General features: G+C 54.1%; 15 protein-coding genes. 12 read left to right on the forward strand and 3 right to left on the reverse strand.

Annotation, left to right across the window (positions count from 1 at the left end):
• Window positions 1-82 precede the first annotated feature (82 nt).
• The 4 genes from GO984_RS20505 to GO984_RS20520 are packed head-to-tail and all read left to right on the forward strand — an operon-like array spanning window position 83 to window position 4845.
• Complete coding sequence (locus tag GO984_RS20505) at window positions 83-1984, forward strand: branched-chain amino acid ABC transporter ATP-binding protein/permease (protein ID WP_157024424.1); 1902 nt, start codon at window positions 83-85, stop codon at window positions 1982-1984.
• Window positions 1985-2023: 39 nt separating this feature from the next.
• Complete coding sequence (locus GO984_RS20510) at window positions 2024-3184, forward strand: ABC transporter substrate-binding protein (protein WP_157024425.1); 1161 nt, start codon at window positions 2024-2026, stop codon at window positions 3182-3184.
• Between the two features lie 55 nt (window positions 3185-3239).
• Entirely contained in the window at window positions 3240-3956 is a 717-nt protein-coding gene (locus GO984_RS20515) for an ABC transporter ATP-binding protein (protein WP_157024426.1), read from the forward strand.
• Window position 3957: 1 nt separating this feature from the next.
• The gene (locus GO984_RS20520; RefSeq protein WP_157024427.1) at window positions 3958-4845 is read left to right on the forward strand and encodes a branched-chain amino acid ABC transporter permease; all 888 of its coding nucleotides are present in this window, start codon (window positions 3958-3960) and stop codon (window positions 4843-4845) included.
• A 63-nt stretch (window positions 4846-4908) separates the two neighbouring features.
• On the opposite strand, the gene GO984_RS20525 is transcribed toward GO984_RS20520, so the two are convergent.
• On the reverse strand, window positions 4909-5721 hold the full coding sequence (locus GO984_RS20525) for an IclR family transcriptional regulator (protein ID WP_157024428.1): 813 nt from the start codon (window positions 5719-5721) through the stop codon (window positions 4909-4911).
• A 418-nt stretch (window positions 5722-6139) separates the two neighbouring features.
• On the opposite strand from GO984_RS20525, the gene GO984_RS20530 reads away from it, so the two are divergent.
• Window positions 6140-8875 (forward strand): methyl-accepting chemotaxis protein, encoded by a 2736-nt coding sequence (locus GO984_RS20530; protein WP_245231195.1) that lies wholly within the window; start codon window positions 6140-6142, stop codon window positions 8873-8875.
• A 122-nt stretch (window positions 8876-8997) separates the two neighbouring features.
• Here GO984_RS20530 and GO984_RS20535 read toward each other — a convergent pair whose 3' ends face one another.
• Window positions 8998-9507: a TetR/AcrR family transcriptional regulator gene (locus tag GO984_RS20535; RefSeq protein WP_157024429.1), complete on the reverse strand. Its 510-nt coding sequence runs from the start codon at window positions 9505-9507 to the stop codon at window positions 8998-9000.
• 97 nt (window positions 9508-9604) lie between these two features.
• Here GO984_RS20535 and GO984_RS20540 point away from each other — a divergent pair, with 97 nt between their 5' ends.
• From GO984_RS20540 to GO984_RS20570, 7 genes are all read left to right on the forward strand, one after another.
• A complete protein-coding gene (locus GO984_RS20540; protein WP_157024430.1) occupies window positions 9605-10075 on the forward strand; it encodes a DUF2269 family protein in 471 nt (156 codons plus the stop codon).
• An 11-nt stretch (window positions 10076-10086) separates the two neighbouring features.
• On the forward strand, window positions 10087-10764 hold the full coding sequence (locus tag GO984_RS20545) for a DUF1295 domain-containing protein (protein WP_157024431.1): 678 nt from the start codon (window positions 10087-10089) through the stop codon (window positions 10762-10764).
• A 218-nt stretch (window positions 10765-10982) separates the two neighbouring features.
• Complete coding sequence (locus tag GO984_RS20550) at window positions 10983-11735, forward strand: 5-oxoprolinase subunit B family protein (RefSeq protein ID WP_157024432.1); 753 nt, start codon at window positions 10983-10985, stop codon at window positions 11733-11735.
• A complete protein-coding gene (locus tag GO984_RS20555) occupies window positions 11732-12763 on the forward strand; it encodes a 5-oxoprolinase subunit C family protein (RefSeq protein ID WP_157024433.1) in 1032 nt (343 codons plus the stop codon). Before GO984_RS20550 ends, GO984_RS20555 begins: the two co-directional genes overlap by 4 nt.
• Window positions 12760-13533 carry a LamB/YcsF family protein gene (locus GO984_RS20560; RefSeq protein WP_157024434.1) on the forward strand — a complete coding sequence of 258 codons (774 nt, stop codon included), beginning with the start codon at window positions 12760-12762 and terminating at the stop codon, window positions 13531-13533. The genes GO984_RS20555 and GO984_RS20560 overlap by 4 nt, the downstream gene beginning before the upstream one ends.
• A gap of 179 nt (window positions 13534-13712) precedes the next feature.
• A complete protein-coding gene (locus GO984_RS20565) occupies window positions 13713-16922 on the forward strand; it encodes a 2Fe-2S iron-sulfur cluster-binding protein (protein WP_157024435.1) in 3210 nt (1069 codons plus the stop codon).
• 265 nt (window positions 16923-17187) lie between these two features.
• Complete coding sequence (locus GO984_RS20570; RefSeq protein ID WP_157024436.1) at window positions 17188-17592, forward strand: (R)-mandelonitrile lyase; 405 nt, start codon at window positions 17188-17190, stop codon at window positions 17590-17592.
• Here GO984_RS20570 and eda read toward each other — a convergent pair.
• Window positions 17571-18236, reverse strand: a complete 666-nt coding sequence (gene eda, locus GO984_RS20575) for a bifunctional 4-hydroxy-2-oxoglutarate aldolase/2-dehydro-3-deoxy-phosphogluconate aldolase (protein WP_157024437.1) — start codon at window positions 18234-18236, stop codon at window positions 17571-17573. The two genes, GO984_RS20570 and eda, sit on opposite strands and share 22 nt — an antisense overlap.
• Window positions 18237-18890: the final 654 nt, after the last annotated feature.

Raw genomic sequence — 18890 nt, forward strand, 5'->3', positions numbered from 1 at the left:
TTTTGTGGGTATAGCTGAAGAAAAATATCATTTTTGTTGAATTATACGTGAATGTAGCGTGTGAGAAAACGAGGAGGAGCGCATGTCGCAAGTGGATCTGAATATGGCTTCGAGTGAGATCGCCGCAACGCGTAAGGCGCGTTTGGACACGCGCGGGCGGCAATCCTTTTGGTCCGTTGTGATCATTGCCCCGGCTCTAAGTGCACTCCTGTTGTTCTTTGCTGGCTTTGGGCTTGCCAATGACAGCTTGCTGAAACTGGCCACGATCAACGTGATTGCCGGGCTTGGGGTTGGGTTGTTTTGCGGTGGCACCGGGATCCTGTCTCTGGCCCATATTTCGTTCTTTGGAATAGGGGCCTACGTTGCATCCTGGTTCACCATTCCACCGGCAATCAAGGGCTTTCTGTTGCCTTCGATGCCGTTTTCCATTCAGCAGGCCGATTGGCCGTTGTGGCTGGCGCTGGTGCCGGCTGTCGCGGCTGCGGTTCTGGTTGGATTGCTGACCGGAATGGTGATGCGGCGGCTTCGCGATACTGCTGCGGTTATTGCCAGTTTTGGGTTTTTGATCATCTCCTATCTTCTTTTTATCGGGCTAAAGCCGCTGACCAATGGAAAGCAGTCGCTGTACAGTATTCCCAGAGATGCCCTCGGTTGGCCATTGATCCTGGTTGCGTTGGTTGTGGCGCTGATTGTGGCCTATGCGGCCAAAGCGAGCATTGCCGGACGTAACGCCGAGGCCACCCGCGAAGATGAACAATCCGCGCGTTCGATTGGTATCGTTTCAGACAACTCCATCCTGTTCTTATGGGTTGTCAGCGCCGCAATCATGGGGCTGGCCGGGGCCTTGTTTGTGCATGTCGTTGGAGTTGCGGCGCCGTCCGCCTTTTATCTGGATAAGACATTTGCCCTGATTGTTATGGTCATAATCGGTGGATACCGCTCGCTCACCGGGGCTGTTGTTGGTGCGGTCATTGTGACCTTCGCTGAGGAGGTTTTTAAGAAGACTGAAGAGTTTTTGGGCGGTTTCGCCGGTCAGGAGCTTATTGGCGGCATCATTATGCCACAGGTTTTTGGCCTAACCGCGCTGGCATTTTCGGTGATGATCCTGCTGGTTCTATACTACCGGCCTGATGGTATCGCTGGCTACAAAGAAGTAGCGACACTGCCTTGGGTCCAGCGACGCTTGGATGGGTGGTTTGGCACGGCAAATTCCAACATCGCCCCTGCGCATTACCGAGTTTCGGAGGCGGCCCGGCTTAAAACCGTAGATCTGCACAAAAGCTATGGTGGGTTTGTCGCCATGAGCGGCACCAACCTGGAAGTGAAGGCTGGCCAGATTGTTGGGCTGATTGGTCCCAATGGCGCCGGCAAAAGTACATTCATCAATGTGATCACCGGTAATTTGTTTGCCACCAGCGGCTCGATCTCTCTGAATGATCAGGATGCAACGCTGTGGAGTGCCAACAAGCTAGCGAAATCCGGCATGGGCCGCACATTTCAGAACATCCGGGTATTTGGCTCGCTGACGGTGCTGGAAAATGTCCTGACAGCGGTGAATGTCGCTCGACCCGAGCTGGGTTCTGTTGCGGCAGAGGATAAAGCCCGCGCCTGGCTACATGCTCTGAATCTGGATGCTGTGGCGCAAACATCAGCCGAGGCGCTGGCCTATGGGGATCAACGTCGATTGGAGATTGCCCGAGCTTTGGCCCTGGAGCCTGATTTCCTACTGCTTGATGAGCCGGTTGCTGGGATGAACCACCAGGAAACCGAAGCTTTGACCGCACTGTTGCGGCAAGTGGTGGCTGATATTGGCTGCGGCATCCTATTGGTCGAGCATGATCTGCCGATGGTGATGGCGCTGTGTGACCACATCTATGTCGTCAACAAAGGCGAACAGATTGCCGACGGAACGCCCGCTGAAATACGCGCCAATCCAGTCGTGATCGAAGCCTATATCGGCCAAGAATTGGATGACCCTCACTAACAAAAAAATCAAACAAGACATGCAATAAGGGAGAAGAGAATGTTCAGAAAAGCCATAGTGTCAGGGGCTCTGGTCGCCTCGCTAGCACTGCCAGCCATCGCTGAGGAATTTGTTATTGGGGCGGTGAACGCCAAAACCGGGTTCATGGCGTCGTATGACGCTCCCTTTATGCAGGGCGTGTCGATGTTTGTTGCCGAGGCAAACGAACGGGGTGGTCTGGCAGGACAATATCCCATTCGGCTGATTGAACGTGATGACCGGTCGGACATTCAGCAATCCACAATCTCTACCTCGGAAATCCTGTCTGATGAAAAACTAGATCTGTTCATCACCTCGGCGTTGGTTCCTTATGCTGTTTCCGCCGGAATGCAGGCCCTGTCGCAGGGCATGATGACGGCACATGGCATTGCATCGCAGCCAACCATCCCGGCGCGTCTGGGCGAGGGCAGCTTTCTGGTGATGATGTCGGATGCCCACATGGGCGCGGTGAACGCTAAATATGCGCTGGACGACCTGAGTGCCAAAACGGCCTATATCATCAGCTCCGACTTTGACCCGTTTACAGAATTCACGCCGCTCTACTTCCAGGAGGTGTTTGAAGCGGGTGGTGGCAAGGTTGTTGGCCATTCCGAATTTGCTTACGACCAGCAAGAATTCTCTTCGATGGTGGCGGCAATTAAAGCCCTGCCAGAGCAGCCGGATGTCATAATGGGGATGACATTTGACAATGACTTCCCGATCTTCATCAACCAGTTGCGTGCAGCTGGGATCACCTCAACTTATCTGGGCACAGATGTTTTGGATCAGCCTGCCGTGCGTGGCTTGGGTGAGGTTGTTGAAGGGGTACATTACCTGACCATGGCGGCACCAAACGCCAGTGACGATGCTGCCTCTTTTGTTGACCGTTTCAAAGTGGCCTACGGTGGCGATGATAGCTTTTACCCGGCGATGGTTGGATATTCCTTCATGCGTCTGGTTGAGCAGGCCTCGATCAATGCGGGTAGCGGTGATGCCAAAGCCATTCGGGCCGCGTTTGCGGAGTTAGAGGACGTGACGACCGAGATCGGCAGCGTAACGCTGAAAGGCTACGGCGCCTTGCCGAACCTGCCAGTGCACATCATGCGGATCGAAGGTGGCGAAGGGGTTTATGTAAAATCCACTCTGCTGACCGCAGATGAGATTCCTGACTCCCGTATCTAAAGATAATCCTGTCCGCAGCGGTAAAGGTCGCTGCGGCTCGCTTTTGAGGTAAAATATGACCACCCCATTGCTTGAGGTTTCAAACCTGAATGTGTCCTACGGCCCAATTGCTGCGGTGCGCGGAATATCCTTTTGTGTGAACGCCGGTGAACTGGTTACGATCATTGGAGCCAATGGCGCTGGGAAGACGTCAACCCTAAACGCCATCACGGGCCTTGCGACGGTGGCCTCCGGGACGATTTCTTTTGACGGTACTGACTTGCTGTCGCTACCCGTTGAACGCAAGGCACAGCTAGGCATTGGGGTATCACCAGAAGGGCGCCGGGTCTTTGGTGATCTGACGGTCCGCGAAAACCTGATCGCCGGTGGCATCAGTTTACCTGCGCGACAAGCTGAGGCCCGGATCGATACGCTGGTAGAGCGGTTCCCCATTCTCAAAGAGAGAATTGACCAAGAGTCAGGAACGCTGTCTGGCGGCGAGCAGCAGATGTTGGCCATTGCACGTGGGTTGATGACGTCACCCCGGTTTTTGATTCTTGATGAGCCCTCTTTGGGGCTGGCGCCCAAGATTGTGTCGCAGGTGTTTGAGTTGGTGCAGCAACTGAATCAGGAAGGGGTGTCCATCCTGTTGGTCGAACAAAACGTGCGCAAAAGTCTGGCCATTGCCCATCGCGCCTATGTGATGGAACTGGGCCAAATTGTCAGAGATGGGGATGCCAGCAACCTGGCCGCGGACCCTACTATTCATCAAGCCTATCTGGGAGCCGCCTAATATGGATCAGGTCATTCAATTCGCGGTCTCCGTCCTCAGCCTTGGTGGCACCTATGCCTTGCTCGCGCTTGGATTGGCGATTGTGTTCAGCTTGCTGGGGTTTCTAAATTTTGCCCATGGCGATCTGATGACAATCTGCGGCTATGGGTTGTACTTTTTGCTGCTAAGGGGTGTTCCGTTTTTGGTGGCGGTCCCCATCGCAATCGCTCTGGCGGGTCTGGTGGCGGTGTTGATGGAGCGGATCGCTTTTCGGCCGCTGCGTGGCCGCAGCCCGATGTCGCTGTTGATTACGTCTTTTGCGGTTTCTCTGGCTCTGCATGTCTGTTTTCAGATTTTCATTAGCCCCAAGTCCAAACCGGTTCCGGTACCGAACTTTCTGTCCGGTTATTTCACCTTTGGCGATGTCTATGTCAGCAAAGCGCAGATCATTGCTATTGTGATATCTGTTGCTGCGCTGCTGCTTTTGAATGGGCTGCTGACGCGGACACGTATGGGCATTGCACTACGCGCCTCGGCAACGGATTTTGATGTTGCGCGGATCATGGGTATCAATGCCAATAAGGTCATCATGATCGCTTTTGCTTTGTCGGGCGTATTGGCGGGTATCGCTGCGGTGATCTGGATTGCGCAACGTGGTGCGGTCTATCCGGCGATGGGGTTGACCCCGATGATTAAGGCACTGATTGCGGTGATCATTGGTGGGCTATCCAGTCCTAAAGGCGCACTGTACGGTGGGTTTTTACTCGGATTGCTTGAAAGCACATTCCTGTTTGTTCTGCCGGATGAATTTGTTTTGTACAGGGATGCAGCGGTTCTGATTGCGCTGATTTCATTTCTGATGCTGCGTCCAAATGGAATCGTTGCAAGAAACGCTGAGCCAATGCGGTAAGGGCAATGGCTCCGCCATTTGTGATTTCGAGGGTTGCCCTCAGCACTACTCTGGAACACGCGGCTAGTGCGTCTGCAACGGTTCCTCCTGGGCCGTTGTCATCGCGCTGGCGTTTGTTGTCTCAGCCTCTATGACGGAACAATGCTGGATCGCTGCCGAGGCCCGGATGGCTTGTGCCTGAAGCACCTGTAAGGCGCGGTTTTGGATGATGGGCGTGATACGAGCGGTGGGGCCAACGATGCCGATGCTGAAAATCGCCCCCAGCCGTTCCACGTTGATCGGAACTGCCACGCTTGAAACACCTTCGTCGATCTCGCCCTCACACACCGCATAGCCATAGCGGCGCACCTGGTTCAGTTCACGCAGGATTTGTTCGCGGTCCACATGGGTATTGGCGTTGAATCGCAGCGGGTTGGCCTCTAGCAGGTCGTCGCGCAACTCGGTCTGGATGAAGGCGGCAATGGCCTTGGCAGAGGAACAGGCATGCGCGGGGCGCGGGCCAAGTCCCGGATAGATATAGGAAACCTTGGGGTCGCTTGGGGTTTCAACATGGATCAGATCAACGCGCCCACCGCGGTAGCGTGCCAAAAAGGCGGTTTCGCCCAGATCCTTGACGGTCTGCATCAGCATGGCCGACACCGCATTGATCACATGGGCATCCGATTTGCCGGTCAGAGCGATCTTTACAAAGCGCATCCCCAGCACATAGCGGCCGCCGCCGTCGGTCTCTTCGACAAACCCACAGTCAACCAAGGCGGCGACGTTTCGATAGATCGTCGCCTTGGGCAAGCCAGTCATACTTATCAGATCTGTGATGCTTATTGGCGAAGGAGCGCCAGAAATTGCTTCCAGAAGGTGTATTAGCCGTTCTTGCATGATCTTCTCACAATTGGGACCTCATTGCCGTACATTGAGGTAAGCTGTTTTTGCAATGAAAATCCAGCCGTGTCGCAGTGTGTTGGTGTAGCAAAAGCGCACCCCCCATACCAGCACCTTACCGTCCCAAAGACCAAGGCTTGTTACCAGATTATTTAATTGGAAATTCGTATAGCGCACCGTGTGGGCAATTTTAAACGTCTTTTGTTTCCTGCTTAGTATTTTTTAACTCTCTTATTCAATCATGCGAATGTAATTAAGTGGCGCGCTATTGAAAGTTGGGATTTATTGATGCGTTTGGGTGAAATTCACCGAGCGGCCAAGATTGGCCAATTCTAACCGCCGTTCCGTTTAACAAGCTCCTCGTCTGTCCGATTGTTGGGCAGATCAATTGATATTTGGTAAGATCAGGTGACCTATGACGACACAGTCTACTCTTTCCCCTAAACGCCGACGCATGCCGTTTTCCAGTGTTGGCGCCAAGATTACTCTGATCCTCTTAGCGTTGGGCGCTGCATCTGCTGCAATCGGTTTCCTGGTGACGCTGGTCTTTGATCGGGTGGCCACCGACATGGACACATTGGCCCAGAACAAGCTGCCACAACTTGAATTGAGCAGCAGCCTGATTGAAGCGGCGAGTCAAACCAAGGACGCAATGGCAGTAGTGCTTCTGGCTACTGGAGCTGACCAGCTTGCAACGGGTGCCGAAAATATTGCGGCTGCGACCACCCAGTTAAACGAGAGCATAGCCTTGCTGCCTGAGGAGGCACGCGGGGGGTTTGAAGAAGATGCGCAAAACGCAGCCAGTACATTGGAAGCTCTGGTCGTTGCCCGCAAAAATGCCTTTCGCAACAAGGCTTCAATCGAGGCACGAACTGCTGTGTTGCAGCAACTGAGTGGCAGATTACAGGCCACACTGGCTGAGCTTGCGGCTGAGTCCTATTCGAGCTTGAAGGCGCGTGGCGAAGAAACCATGTCGTCGATTGATGAGACCCTGATTGATCTGGTTGAAAACCAATTTGCAATGCTTCAGTCGCTGCTGGAAGCGCGCTCTGAAGTGAATTTGCTGTCTGGAACCACATTGGCGATTGGTACCGCACGCGAAGACGCAATGCGTTCAACGCTTAAAGATATCGCGCTGTCGTCGCTCGGGCGCCTGTCAGAAATCATCGAAACGGTTAAGGCCAATGGTTCCATTGAGTTGAATATGGAAGCCATCAACATGTCGGTTGATACCTTTCAGGCGGCAATCGGCAGCGGCATGTATCAGACAGATGCCGACAGGCAAGAAGTGTTGCGGGCGCGTATACGTATCAATACCGAGCTTTCAACAGCCGTAGACGACATGGTGTTTGTTTTGTCGATTGCTGCTGAAGACGCAGGCATTGAGAACCGCGAAGCAATTCAGGGGTTGTTGGACAATGACGTTAGCTTTCTTAACAAGCTGGTAGAAATCAACAGCTGGATCAGCAGCTTTCAAGTTGCCGCGTTGGATGTGGTTGTCGCTCCTGGCATTGCAGAAACCACCGCTGCGGCAGAGAAGCTGCAACAGGCTGCTAAGGCTCTCAAAGATTTTACCGATTTCAACGATGGCAGTCTTGAAGGCGATTTGTCCGTTATGATTGCATTGGCCAGCCCGAAAAAAGGGGTTCCGGCCTTTAAAACTGCGTCGCTGGAAGCGGATGCTACGGCTGCCAAGGCTGCGACGGATACCGCTGAAGCTGTTCGCCAGATTTCCCAACATGCAACTGCTCTTGGTTCTGCCAGTCTGGTTGAAATTGCGGCAATGGCCAAAGAAGTTTCCGGCGACATTTCCGTTGCGCAGGAACAAATGCAACTGGCACTGATCGCTTCGGGTGTGGTGTTGGTCGTGGCTCTGATTCTTACGCGGGTGCTGGTCCAGCGACCTCTGGTCAAGATCAGCGCAACCACCGAGCGGCTGGCTGAAGGCGACCTTAGCCCTGTCACCGGGTTTGACCGGTCGAGTGAAGAAATTTACCGCATTGCCCGTGCGCTGTCTGTGTTCCGCGACGGGCTGGTTGAAAAAGAGGAAATGTCCAAAGCCGTTGAGGCAGAACGGCAAGAGCGGATGGCCGAGCAGGAGGCAGCCGTTTCCGCGATTGGGGCCGGTCTGGAACGGCTTTCAAAAGGGGATCTGACTGTGCGTATCGATGACGACATGAGCGAGGGTTATGCCAAGTTGCGGGATGACTTTAATCAGGCTCTGGACACATTGAAAACGACAGTCTTTGAGGTTGTTAGTGCGTCTGAAAGTATCCGCAATGGTGCCACTGAAATCAGTCACTCGTCAGACGACCTGTCGCGCCGGACCGAAAGCCAGGCGGCAACATTGGAACAAACCGCAGCGGCTCTGGATGAGATGACAGCGAGTGTTAAATCGGCAGCCAAAGGCGCAACCCGGGTTGAGACGATAATGGCAGAGGCCAAGTCTGAGGCCGAGCAAAGCGGTCATGTTGTAAAAAATGCTGTTTCAGCGATGACCGAAATCGAAGATTCAGCGCGTCATATCAGCCAGATCATTGGGGTGATTGATGACATTGCGTTCCAGACCAATCTGCTGGCACTGAACGCAGGCGTCGAAGCGGCCCGTGCTGGTGAAGCAGGTCGTGGGTTTGCTGTCGTCGCGTCCGAGGTTCGTGGGCTGGCGCAGCGGTCTTCTGATGCTGCAATGGAGATTAAAACGCTGATCAGTGATAGTTCGAAGCAGGTCGAGAAAGGCGTCGATCTGGTTGGGAAGGCTGGCGATGCGCTGACCAGTATCTTCGATCGCGTAAACAACATCTCTCAGATGGTTTCGGAAATTGCGGTTGGGGCTGCGGAACAATCTACCGGTTTGAACGAGATCAATATTGGTGTGACCCAATTGGATCAGGTGACGCAGCAAAATGCGGCAATGGTGGAAGAGGCAACAGCCGCCAGCCATTTGCTAAATACAGATGCAAACAAACTGTCCTCTCTGGTGGCCCATTTTAGCATCGATGCTGGTGCTCAGAGCCAGGTTTCCTATGACCCCGAGCAGGCGAATGAGGCGCCGACCCCCAACGCCCATTTCGATGACTGGGACACGCCGGATATTGAGATGGAACCCGTTAAGGTATCCGGCGGGGGTGACGACATCTGGCAGAACTTCTAGGTCCGCTGCACAAGTGAATTTGACGCTAGTACTGTATGTAAGGCCAGCCAATGCGCTGGCCTTTCTTGTGGACGTAATCATCTGCGCGGGTTGCCTGAACGGGCCTGGCTATTGGCGGGGGTTTATATGGAGCGAAGGTTTGATGATGCTGTCCATGTGCCGCCGGACAAGTGGTCTAACAGCAATGTGCCCATGATCATTGCCAGTGTTTCATCTGTCTTGCTGGCACCGACGATCGCTTCAACCATTTTGCGATAAGTCTCGATTGAGACCTGCATGGCCTCATTTTCAGCGATTTCGGCTTTGCTTTTGTTACGCAGATAATCAAAAAGAAGCGCCATTTCAGAGCCGAAATCGACCTGCATCACATTGATCAGTTGCTGAATTTGCTCCTGTTGAGTTGTGCTCTCGTTGAGCACGCCAACATCAACCTGGGACATTACCTGTTCCGTACAGGCAAGAAATAGCGACTCTTTGTTGGGGAAATAGTGATAGAGCGCGCTTTTTGAAACGCCAAGATATTCCGCGATGTTTCGCATGCTCCCCCCGGCATACCCGTGTTTTGAGAAGTATTTCGACGCACGAAGCGCCAGGTCTGCCCGGTGGGCAGCGTGGTCAACAATTTTGGGCATGTTCTATTTCGTCCTGCTGGTCGAAAAAGCATTGACATCATTTTGACGAAGCGTCTACAGGTATTAAATAGTCCAAATGGACGAAAAAGAGTTTTAGATGTTTGACCCTTACCTTGTTGCCAAGCTAGTCCACATTTTCGCCATTTCGATAATGATAGGGGCGACCCTAATTAATGGGCTCATCCATGGGCAGGCCAAAACCGCATCGCCGGTTGAGGCGGCAGGGTTGTTGCGGTGTGTTCTACGCGTCAACCGCCTGCTTATGGGGCCTTCACTTGCAGTGATCGTGCTGACTGGTTTTTGGATGGTGCATACCCTGGGGTATGATTTGCAGACCGGATGGATAGCGACTTCGGTCGGAATGAGCCTTGCTCTAATCCTAGCTTTTGTCGTTGGCGCCCGAGTTGAACATCGTTTGTTGTATATCGCTACCGCTGCCGCCGCTAAGGCAGACATGCGCCTTCCTAAATATTATCAGCGCGTGTTTTTGCAAGCCGTTCCAATTGGCTTGCTTGCGCTGATCTTGAGTCTGCTCTCGCTCGCCCTAATGATCTTCAAACCCTTCTAAGGTATATTCCTATGTCAAATTCCGGCGGCATCAATCGAGACCACGACCGATCAACCGGTCCCAAACTGATCTTTGCTGTTTTGCATGGCGCCCTCGTTGCGGGGTGCCTCTGGTTGGCCTTCGGTGGGCTGGATTGGGTGGATGAGCCAAGGGCGCGCATTCTTGCCCTATGTGCTGTGCTGTACTGGTTGCGGCATCTGGTGACGCTGTTTGTCCTTTTGCAACGCCGCGTCGCGATGTCAGAAGTGTTGGGTCTCTCCGTTTTTATTGGCGTGTTTGAAATTGGGTTCCTGGTTCTTGGCGCTGGGGTCGTTTCCGGAGTGCTGACCCCATTGGGAATGTTGGACTGGGCAGGCGCAGGGTTGGTTTTGCTTGGTTCATTTCTCAACACAGTGTCGGAACTGCAGCGATGGAAATGGAAGAGAAAACCGTCCTCCAAAGGACGGTGCTACATGGGTGGGCTGTTTGGTTACTCGATGCACATCAACTATTTCGGAGATACGGTGCTGTTCACCGGGTGGGCGATTCTTACCGCTTCGGCTTTTGCTTTAATCATACCCATTTTTGTGACTCTCGGTTTCGTCTTTTTCCATATCCCGCCATTGGATACTTACCTCGCCGGTCGCTATGGGGAAGAATTTAAGGCCTATGCTAAGCGAACGGCCAAATTTATTCCCTTCGTGTATTGAACCCAATTTGTGACATGGCAAAATTATTTCATGTTTAGCTTGATGAGCGGAGGACGCGTGAGCTGAGAACGCAGGCCAATCGCTGACGATGTTTTTGCAGATCGCCGCGTTGTCAGATGTTTGAGGAGAGGGTAACAACTCAGACAGCTGTGTTTCCCGTGTTGACAGTCCGTCGTTCGCACCGCAACGCTGGCGCCGCACTAAAAGGGAGCGCGGATATGGGCGTGCAAGAGTCATCAAACTTTCCCGTGATACGGACGGTTGGACTTCAGGGGTTGTTGGTAACATTCGCTGACAAGCTGAGTGAGCCATCGAACCGCGCGGCGCTGGCATTTCAAGGCGCGTTGGAACAGAGGTTGATGACGGGCGTGATTGAGACCTCTACCTCGCTTGCCTCGGTTTTTGTGCGGTTTGATCCGTCTGAATTGTCGCACGACGTTCTGCGAGAGCAGTTACAGGGGTTGCTGGCGGATCGTGATTGGTATGCGGCACCGCTGCCCGAGGGGCGCAGGTTCTGGCGGGTGCCTACTGTGTATGGCACCGATTTGGCCCCACAATTGGCTGAAGCAGCTGACGCCGCTGGCATGACCGAGGCGCAGGCAATTGACAGTCTCGGCTCAGCCAGAGTGCGGGTTCTCACCATAGGATTTGCTGCGTCGCAACCTTACCTTGGCACGTTGGGTGAAGAGTGGGATCTGCCACGTCAAACTGAACTGACGCCAATGGTACCACAGGGCGCATTGGTGCAGGCGATCCGCCAGTTTGTGTTGTTCACAGCACCGGCCCCCACCGGGTGGCGTCATGTTGGGCAGACCGGCATGCGCCTGTTTCGGCCGGAAATGGAACACCCCTTTGCGCTGCGGGCTGGGGACGAATTAATATTTGAGCCGGTGGCGCGGGCTGACTTTCTGCGGTTGCGTGAGGGTGATCCGTTGAATGGCGGCGCCTCTGTGTCGGAGATCGCATCATGAGCGGGTTGAAAGTCTTAAGTGCAGGTCCCTTGATGTCCGTGCAGGACATGGGACGCCCGGGCCTGTTGGAACGCGGTATTTCGCAGGGTGGGGCGGCGGATGTGCTGGCGCTTGCAGAAGGTGCGGGGTTGCTAAGCCAGGGGGCAGGGCTGGCTGCGCTGGAAATGGGTGGAATTGGCGGCACATTTGAAGCCGTCGGTACGCTCCGCATTGCCCTGACCGGAGCACCAATGACAGCCACACTGGATGGTGTGGCGCTCACCTGGAATGCCTCACATCTGGTGGAGGCGGGGCAGAAGCTGGTGATCGGCGCTGCGCGTCGTGGAGTGTATGGCTATCTCCATTTGGGAGGCGGCATCGATACCGACCGTTTTCTGGGGTCACGTGCTGCGCATCTGACCGGGGGCATTGGGCAGGCGGTGACAGAAGGCGATCTGCTGCCAGCGGGACAGGATGCCCAACGTGAGACAGGTCTGGGACTTGAAGTTGAAGACCGGTTTTCGGGCGGTGCGCTGCGAATTGTCAAAAGCTTTCAGTCGTCGCTGTTTGCAGATGATGTGTTGGCGCGGTTTGGGGATACTCAATTTAATCGGGGTGTCCGTGCCAATCGCATGGGTGTTGAAATGGTCTCGGATGGAGAGGGGTTTTCGGCCGCGGGACAGTTGAACATCTTGTCTGAGGTGATTGTGCCCGGTGATGTCCAGATGACCGGAGACGGAAAACCCTTTGTGCTACTGCGGGAGTGTCAGACAACTGGTGGCTATCCCCGTATTGGCACAGTGCTGCCATGTGATCTGGCGCGGGTGGCGCAGTCTGGAAACGGCGCAGCCTTGCAGTTTGAATGGGTGAGTTTGGAGGACGGACTGGCCATTCAGGCCAAGCACGATGCCTTTGTCAAATCGCTGCCGGGGCAATGTCAGCCGCTGATCCGTGATCCTTTGGATATGGCGGATTTGTTATCTTATCAATTGGTCGGTGGTGCTGTTTCAGCCAATGCTGACCCCTTCGAGAGTGGAGAGAACACATGACCAAATCGGTCGATCTGAATGCTGATATGGGCGAGAGCTTTGGTCCCTGGAACATGGGGGATGATGCGGCGCTGTTGGACATCGTGTCGTCGGCCAATGTCGCCTGTGGTTTTCACGCCGGCGATCCTGATGTGATGGCTGCGACCATGACCCGCGCAATGGAGTGCAACGTAGGTATTGGTTCGCATCCGGGTTTTGCTGATCTGCAGGGGTTTGGGCGGCGTAAGATGCAGCTGTCCAAAGATAACCTGAAAAACACCGTACGCTATCAGCTGGGCGCGTCTCGTGGGATGGCAGCGGCGCTGGGCGGGCAAGTACGTCATCTGAAACTGCATGGGGCGCTGGCCAATATGTCCAGCGTTGATGCGGACATGGCGCGCGCTTGCTATGAAGCCGCTTTGGAAGTCGACCCTGATATTATTATCATGGTTCTGGCCGCTACCGAGATGGAAAAAGTGGTGCGCGAACTGGGATGCAACTGGGCGGGTGAGATTTTTGCAGATCGGGCTTACAATGATGATGCAACGTTGGTGGACAGATCCAAACCCGGCGCGGTGATCCATGATCCGGCAGTCGCAGGCCCTCGTATTCTGCAGATGGTGCAAGAGGGGGCCATTATCACAGAAAGCGGTAAGCGTATTGCAACTAACATTGATACGATCTGCTTACACGGAGATACGCCAACCGCTGTGGCGCTGGCGGGGGCCGTGCGCAACAGTTTGACCGGGGGTGGCATAGAAATTGCACAGTTTTCCGGGCGCCGGGGCTAATATCTTTGCCCGGCCAATTGGCCGGGTTTCCCACATATTGGTAGGTTCTCGCATATTGTTTCGATTGAAAACAGCATGTTGGATATGATTTAGACAATATTGTATATTGGATGCTATCAAAGTGATTGTCTTGTGTAGTACAAGGCAGCAACCATCACTGACCATCAGGATCCTTAGCAATGACTTTTCAGTTCTTTTCGGACAAAAATCGCCCAGTCCATTTAGGGCCTTTTCCGCTAGAACGACTTGCACGCGGAGTGATGCCGGAGCTGGAGGATGTGCCAGGGTTTCAGCCGTTGAATTTTCGCCGTCCAAATTTGCCTGCGTCGATTGTCAATGCGATGGGCGAATATCAGGCGATGATGGATGCAATCCGCGATGGCATGGTCAATAAGGCCCGTGCCGAATGTCCCAATGATCCGCAGGAGCGCGCTGAGCATATCAAAGGTTTTGGCTATTTCTCCGATGCTTCTATGGTTGGCATTGGCCCAATGCCTGCCTCGGCCCGGTTGGATCAGCCTTATCGCAATCCCGATATTGATCGTTTGGCCGAAGATCTGAAAACTCGCCAGACCAAAACGCTGGCGGCAGGTATCGATGTCATTATGGCCGATCTGAAGGAGGCCATGAGCGCACCGCCCACCACCATTGGCGACCATTCGCGTTCCATTGTGTTCCTGTACGACATGCCCCGCGATCCAGGAGCGGATGAACAAGGGTGTGAGTGGCTGGTGGATGCACAACAGCACCGGGCTTGTTTGCGTGCCAGCGAAACTGCGGTGGTGTTGGCCAACTATATCCGGTTGTTGGGGTGGGATGCCAAGGCACATACCGGCACCTCGTCTGATGTGGATTTAAATCAGTTGGTGGTGGCAGCTGGACTGGCTACAGTTGAAGAGGGACAATTGGTGAACCCCTATCTAGGGACACGTTTTGGCGTGGCGGTGGTTACGACAGATTTTGATCTGACAATGGATCAACCTCTGCTGCCAATGGATCAGCAACCTATGATGAAGGTCAAGGGGCCGCGCTGGTGGGTTGGACTTGGCTCGCAACGCTCGGCGCTAAATTTGGACCCCTTTAAAAAGCGAGACTATAAGGATGGAGCACATCCGTTTGAGACGTTGAAACGGGTTGAAGACCCAACAACCTATATCGACGAAGCCCGTGTGGCGCGGGTGCCGAAACGCGCCGACATGTTTGCCCGCGCGCAGTTCGGAGATATGGGCAAGGGCAATCAAAAGGCCGCCACAGGTGGCTTCTATGTGCGCAAAGCGGCGCCCTCGATGGCGCAGCGGCGGATGCTGGGGGCCTTTGTTCTTCTCCAAGATGGTGCCGGGGGCGGTGGGTCGCGACCAACAGATGCCTCACGCAATGCGGCGAATATAAAGGCGACCAGCTATTGGTTGGGTGTCGATGCCGTTGGGATCAGCCGTTGCCCGGACTGGACGTGGTACAGCCATGATGCCACCGGCGAAGAAATCGTGCCTGAGCATGACCAGGCGATCAGCATGATAATTGATCAAGGGTTTGAAACAACCGATGCGACGTCCGGGGATGACTGGATCGCCGTTGCGCAATCGATGCGCGCCTATTTGCGGTTTTCACTGTTGGGTGGGGTGATCGCGCGTCAAATTCGCAATCTTGGATTTAAAGCCAAGGCGCATACGGTGATGGACGGCGAGGTGTTGCAGCCTCCGTTGCTGCTGCTCGCGGGATTGGGCGAGGTGAGCCGAATTGGTGAAGTGATCCTGAACCCATTTCTGGGGCCTCGATTGAAATCTGGTGTGGTGACCACTGACATGCCTCTGGCGCATGATTTGCCGATCGATTTTGGCCTGCAACGGTTCTGCGAAAGCTGCAATAAATGCGCGCGTGAATGCCCGTCTGGGGCGATCACGGCCGGACCCAAACGGATGTTCAATGGCTATGAGATCTGGAAAAGCGACAGCCAGAAGTGCACCACCTACCGAATTACCACTCCTGGTGGAGCGATGTGCGGTCGCTGCATGAAAACTTGCCCCTGGAACCTTGAGGGGCTGTTTTCTGAAAAACCTTTCCGCTGGGCCGCTATGAATTTGCCAAAAACAGCTCCGGCTTTGGCCAAGTTGGACGATATAGTCGGCAACGGTGAGATGAACGCTGTCAAAAAGTGGTGGTGGGATCTGGAAATGGAAGAGGACGGCGGTTATCGCCCGACCCGCAATCCAGTGAACGCACGCGCGCTGCAAAAGGATCTGAAGTTAAAGTTTGAAGACCAGACTTTGGCTGTCTACCCGGCCAATCTGGCGCCGCACCCCTGGCCTTATCCTTTCCCAATGGACCGTGAGGCCGGCATCGAGGCCTATCAGGCGATGGTCACAGCAGAAGAGTACAAAGCACGCCGGACTGCGGGTGAAACCGGGGAATGGGATCACATTTATAGCAGTGACAGTGACAGCCCGGTTCTGAGGGTCGAGGTTTCTAAGGTCGAAGAGATGAGCCCGGATGTCACCAAGTATGAATTCAGTAGCCTGGACGGATCGGAGCTTCCGGAATGGACTGCAGGTGCACATCTGGACATTGTCGTCGCGCCCGAATTCCTGCGTCAGTACTCAATGTCGGGTGACCCGGCTGACCGCAGCAAATACCAGATTGGTGTTCTGCGAGAAGATCAGGGCCGGGGTGGGTCGGCGCTTCTGCACCGGATCTTTGCTCAGGGACGAAAGATTTTCATCTCCAAGCCGATCAACCATTTTCCGGTTGTGGAGGGGAGCAAGAGCTTTTTGATGGGGGGCGGCATTGGTGTTACCCCGATGATAGCGATGGCGCATCAGTTGTATGCGCAGGGCAGGGCGTTTGAGCTGCATTATTCAGTCTCAAGCCGCGCCGGTGCTGGCTATCTGGAAGACCTAGCGGCGATGCCCTGGGCGCAAAACGTCAAAGTGCATGTTTCGGACGAAGGAACCCGCGCTGATCTGGATGCGGTGCTGGCCGGATACCGTGAAGGCTGGCATGTCTACACCTGTGGTCCAGATCGGTACATGGATGGGGTCATGCAGGCTGCTGAACGGCAGGGGTTTGTCGAAGAGGCACGGCATCTGGAGTATTTTTCAGTGCCAGATCTACCAGAGTATGAGAATTATGATTTCACCTTGAAACTGGCCAAGTCGGGGCGCGAATTTGTTGTGCCTGCGGACAAAACCGCAACCGATGTGTTGGCAGAGAATGGTGTACAGGTGGATGTGAAATGCGCCGACGGCATCTGTGGGGTCTGTAAATGTGGTTTGATTTCGGGTGAGGTCGAACATCGCGATTTTGTTCTGTCCAAGGCACAACGTGAGGTCGCGGTGGTTCTGTGTCAATCACGAGCAGCCCAAAAGGACGGTGTAATGGTTGTTGACCTGTAATTCCGATTCCATCGGTTGGGTTAACCGGGGCAACGGCACCCATATTGTTTGAGTTTCTGCGTTATTCGTCGAGAGCGCACCTAGAGATGTATTGTAGTCCATAGGTGTGTCTTAAAACCGGCTCTGCGTGTTTTGCTTTTTGCTGAGCTGGGGGTTGCGAATGTAAGTGCAGGTTTACCTGACTTGACAGATTATACTCTTGCCCCGACTGTCAGCAAAATTGAGTGCCTGCATATTTTCGAGTGAAATCAGTTTTGAGAGCAACATGGAACTAATTCCGGCCAACGAAAGACAAACCCAAAAAAGCGACCGAAGCTGGTTTACTGGCGAAGTTTGGCTAGAGACTATAAATCTAGCCCCAGCACCTGCCAGGCACCGGGCTGTTCATGTGACATTTGAAGCTGGCGCCCGTACGGCTTGGCATAGTCACCCGTTGGGACAGACAATATATGTGGTCGAAGGGGGCGGTGTCATTGGCACCCGGGATGCGTTGCCGAGAGTAATACGCGCCGGGGACTCTGTCTGGCTTCCTCCTGGGGAAGAGCATTGGCATGGTGCCGCACCAGATGAAAAAATGAAGCACATTTCAATTCAAGAAGCCGAAAGCGGCTTTGTCACCACTTGGATGGAACACGTTGCTGAAGAGGACTATTCGACCTTAGCGGAATGAGGTTCGTCATTGGCTGCTGATCTGTGGTGGCCATTGTTCAATTGACGCGCTTGGTGTGCCAGTTGACGGATGTCGCCCCAGAGTTCCGCTTTTTGCAACTCTAACGGGGCTGGCCAACTGCCACTTACACAGGCCACATTCACCAGTTCCAAGTATTCATGTGCGTTGGATTGGGAAATCCCTCCGGTTGGGCAAAAATGTATCTGTGGAAATGGGGCGCCGAGTGCTTTCAGTGTTGCAACCCCACCTGTCGCGGCGGCGGGAAAGAACTTTATGAGATCAAATCCCCGATCCAGCAGCTGCATAATCTCACTGGCTGTGGCTGCACCTGGTAGCAGTGGAAACCCATGTTCCTTGCAACAATCGATCAAACTGTGGGCGAATCCAGGAGAGGTGGCGAAAGTCGCACCAGCCTGAAGAGCCTCCATGGCGTGCTTGGCGGTCATGACGTTCCCGGCTCCAATTGTTGCGCCAGGGACGCGGGCCATTAAAGACATTGCTTGCAAGGCGACCGGAGTGCGTAGAGCGACCTCCAGAACAGGCAGGCCTCCTGCGACCAAGGCTTCCGCTAACGGTACCGCATGGGCGAGATCCTCAATAACCAACACAGGGATGACCGGTGCCTGACGGCAGATCATATGCATTGAAGGTACCGCATTGGGTCGCTGCTTAGGGCTCGGCTGTAGTGTCGGCTGGGACGACGGCACGATCATATCTGATCACCGGTTATAGTCAGCTGTGCGAGTATCCGGAGGGCCGGGCAAGAAATTCGGGCGCATTCTTTGAGGTTTAGGTGCTCGGGACATGCAAAGCTGTCGGTTGTTTCCTGGGGGCGTGGTGTCGCCATTGCTTGGGTCATGGTTTGGATTACCTTTGTATCAGGATTTAGGGCGTGCGTGGGAAAGGTAAATGCCCGAACGTCATTGTCGATATCTTGCTCTGGTGGGTTGGTTCTAAAGCTGCTGGCTTTCTACCTCAGCCTGAGGGGGCAGCGAGTTGGACGGCTTGGCGAGATGCATATTGCTGAATTGGCATGGAGCTGTTTCTCCGACTCGCGATAAATCATCGTGCTTTAGTGGTCTGAGTGGTTGTGACTACTATATCTGGATGTTTTACGCGAACTTGTAGTCACTGTTGCTTAACCCTTGTTGGCCTGAGCAAAACCAAAAGCCTAGAAAGCGCACCATTTTCTGAGTATTTCGTTTGTTTACAGTGTGTTATAAGAAAGTTTCAAAAAGGTAGATTTAGCGCTTGCGGGTTTGGTTGGATAACCCTAGAACCCCCCTTACCGGCGGCGC

Source organism: Parasedimentitalea huanghaiensis, assembly GCF_009753675.1.
Taxonomy (GTDB): Bacteria; Pseudomonadota; Alphaproteobacteria; order Rhodobacterales; family Rhodobacteraceae; genus Parasedimentitalea; species Parasedimentitalea huanghaiensis.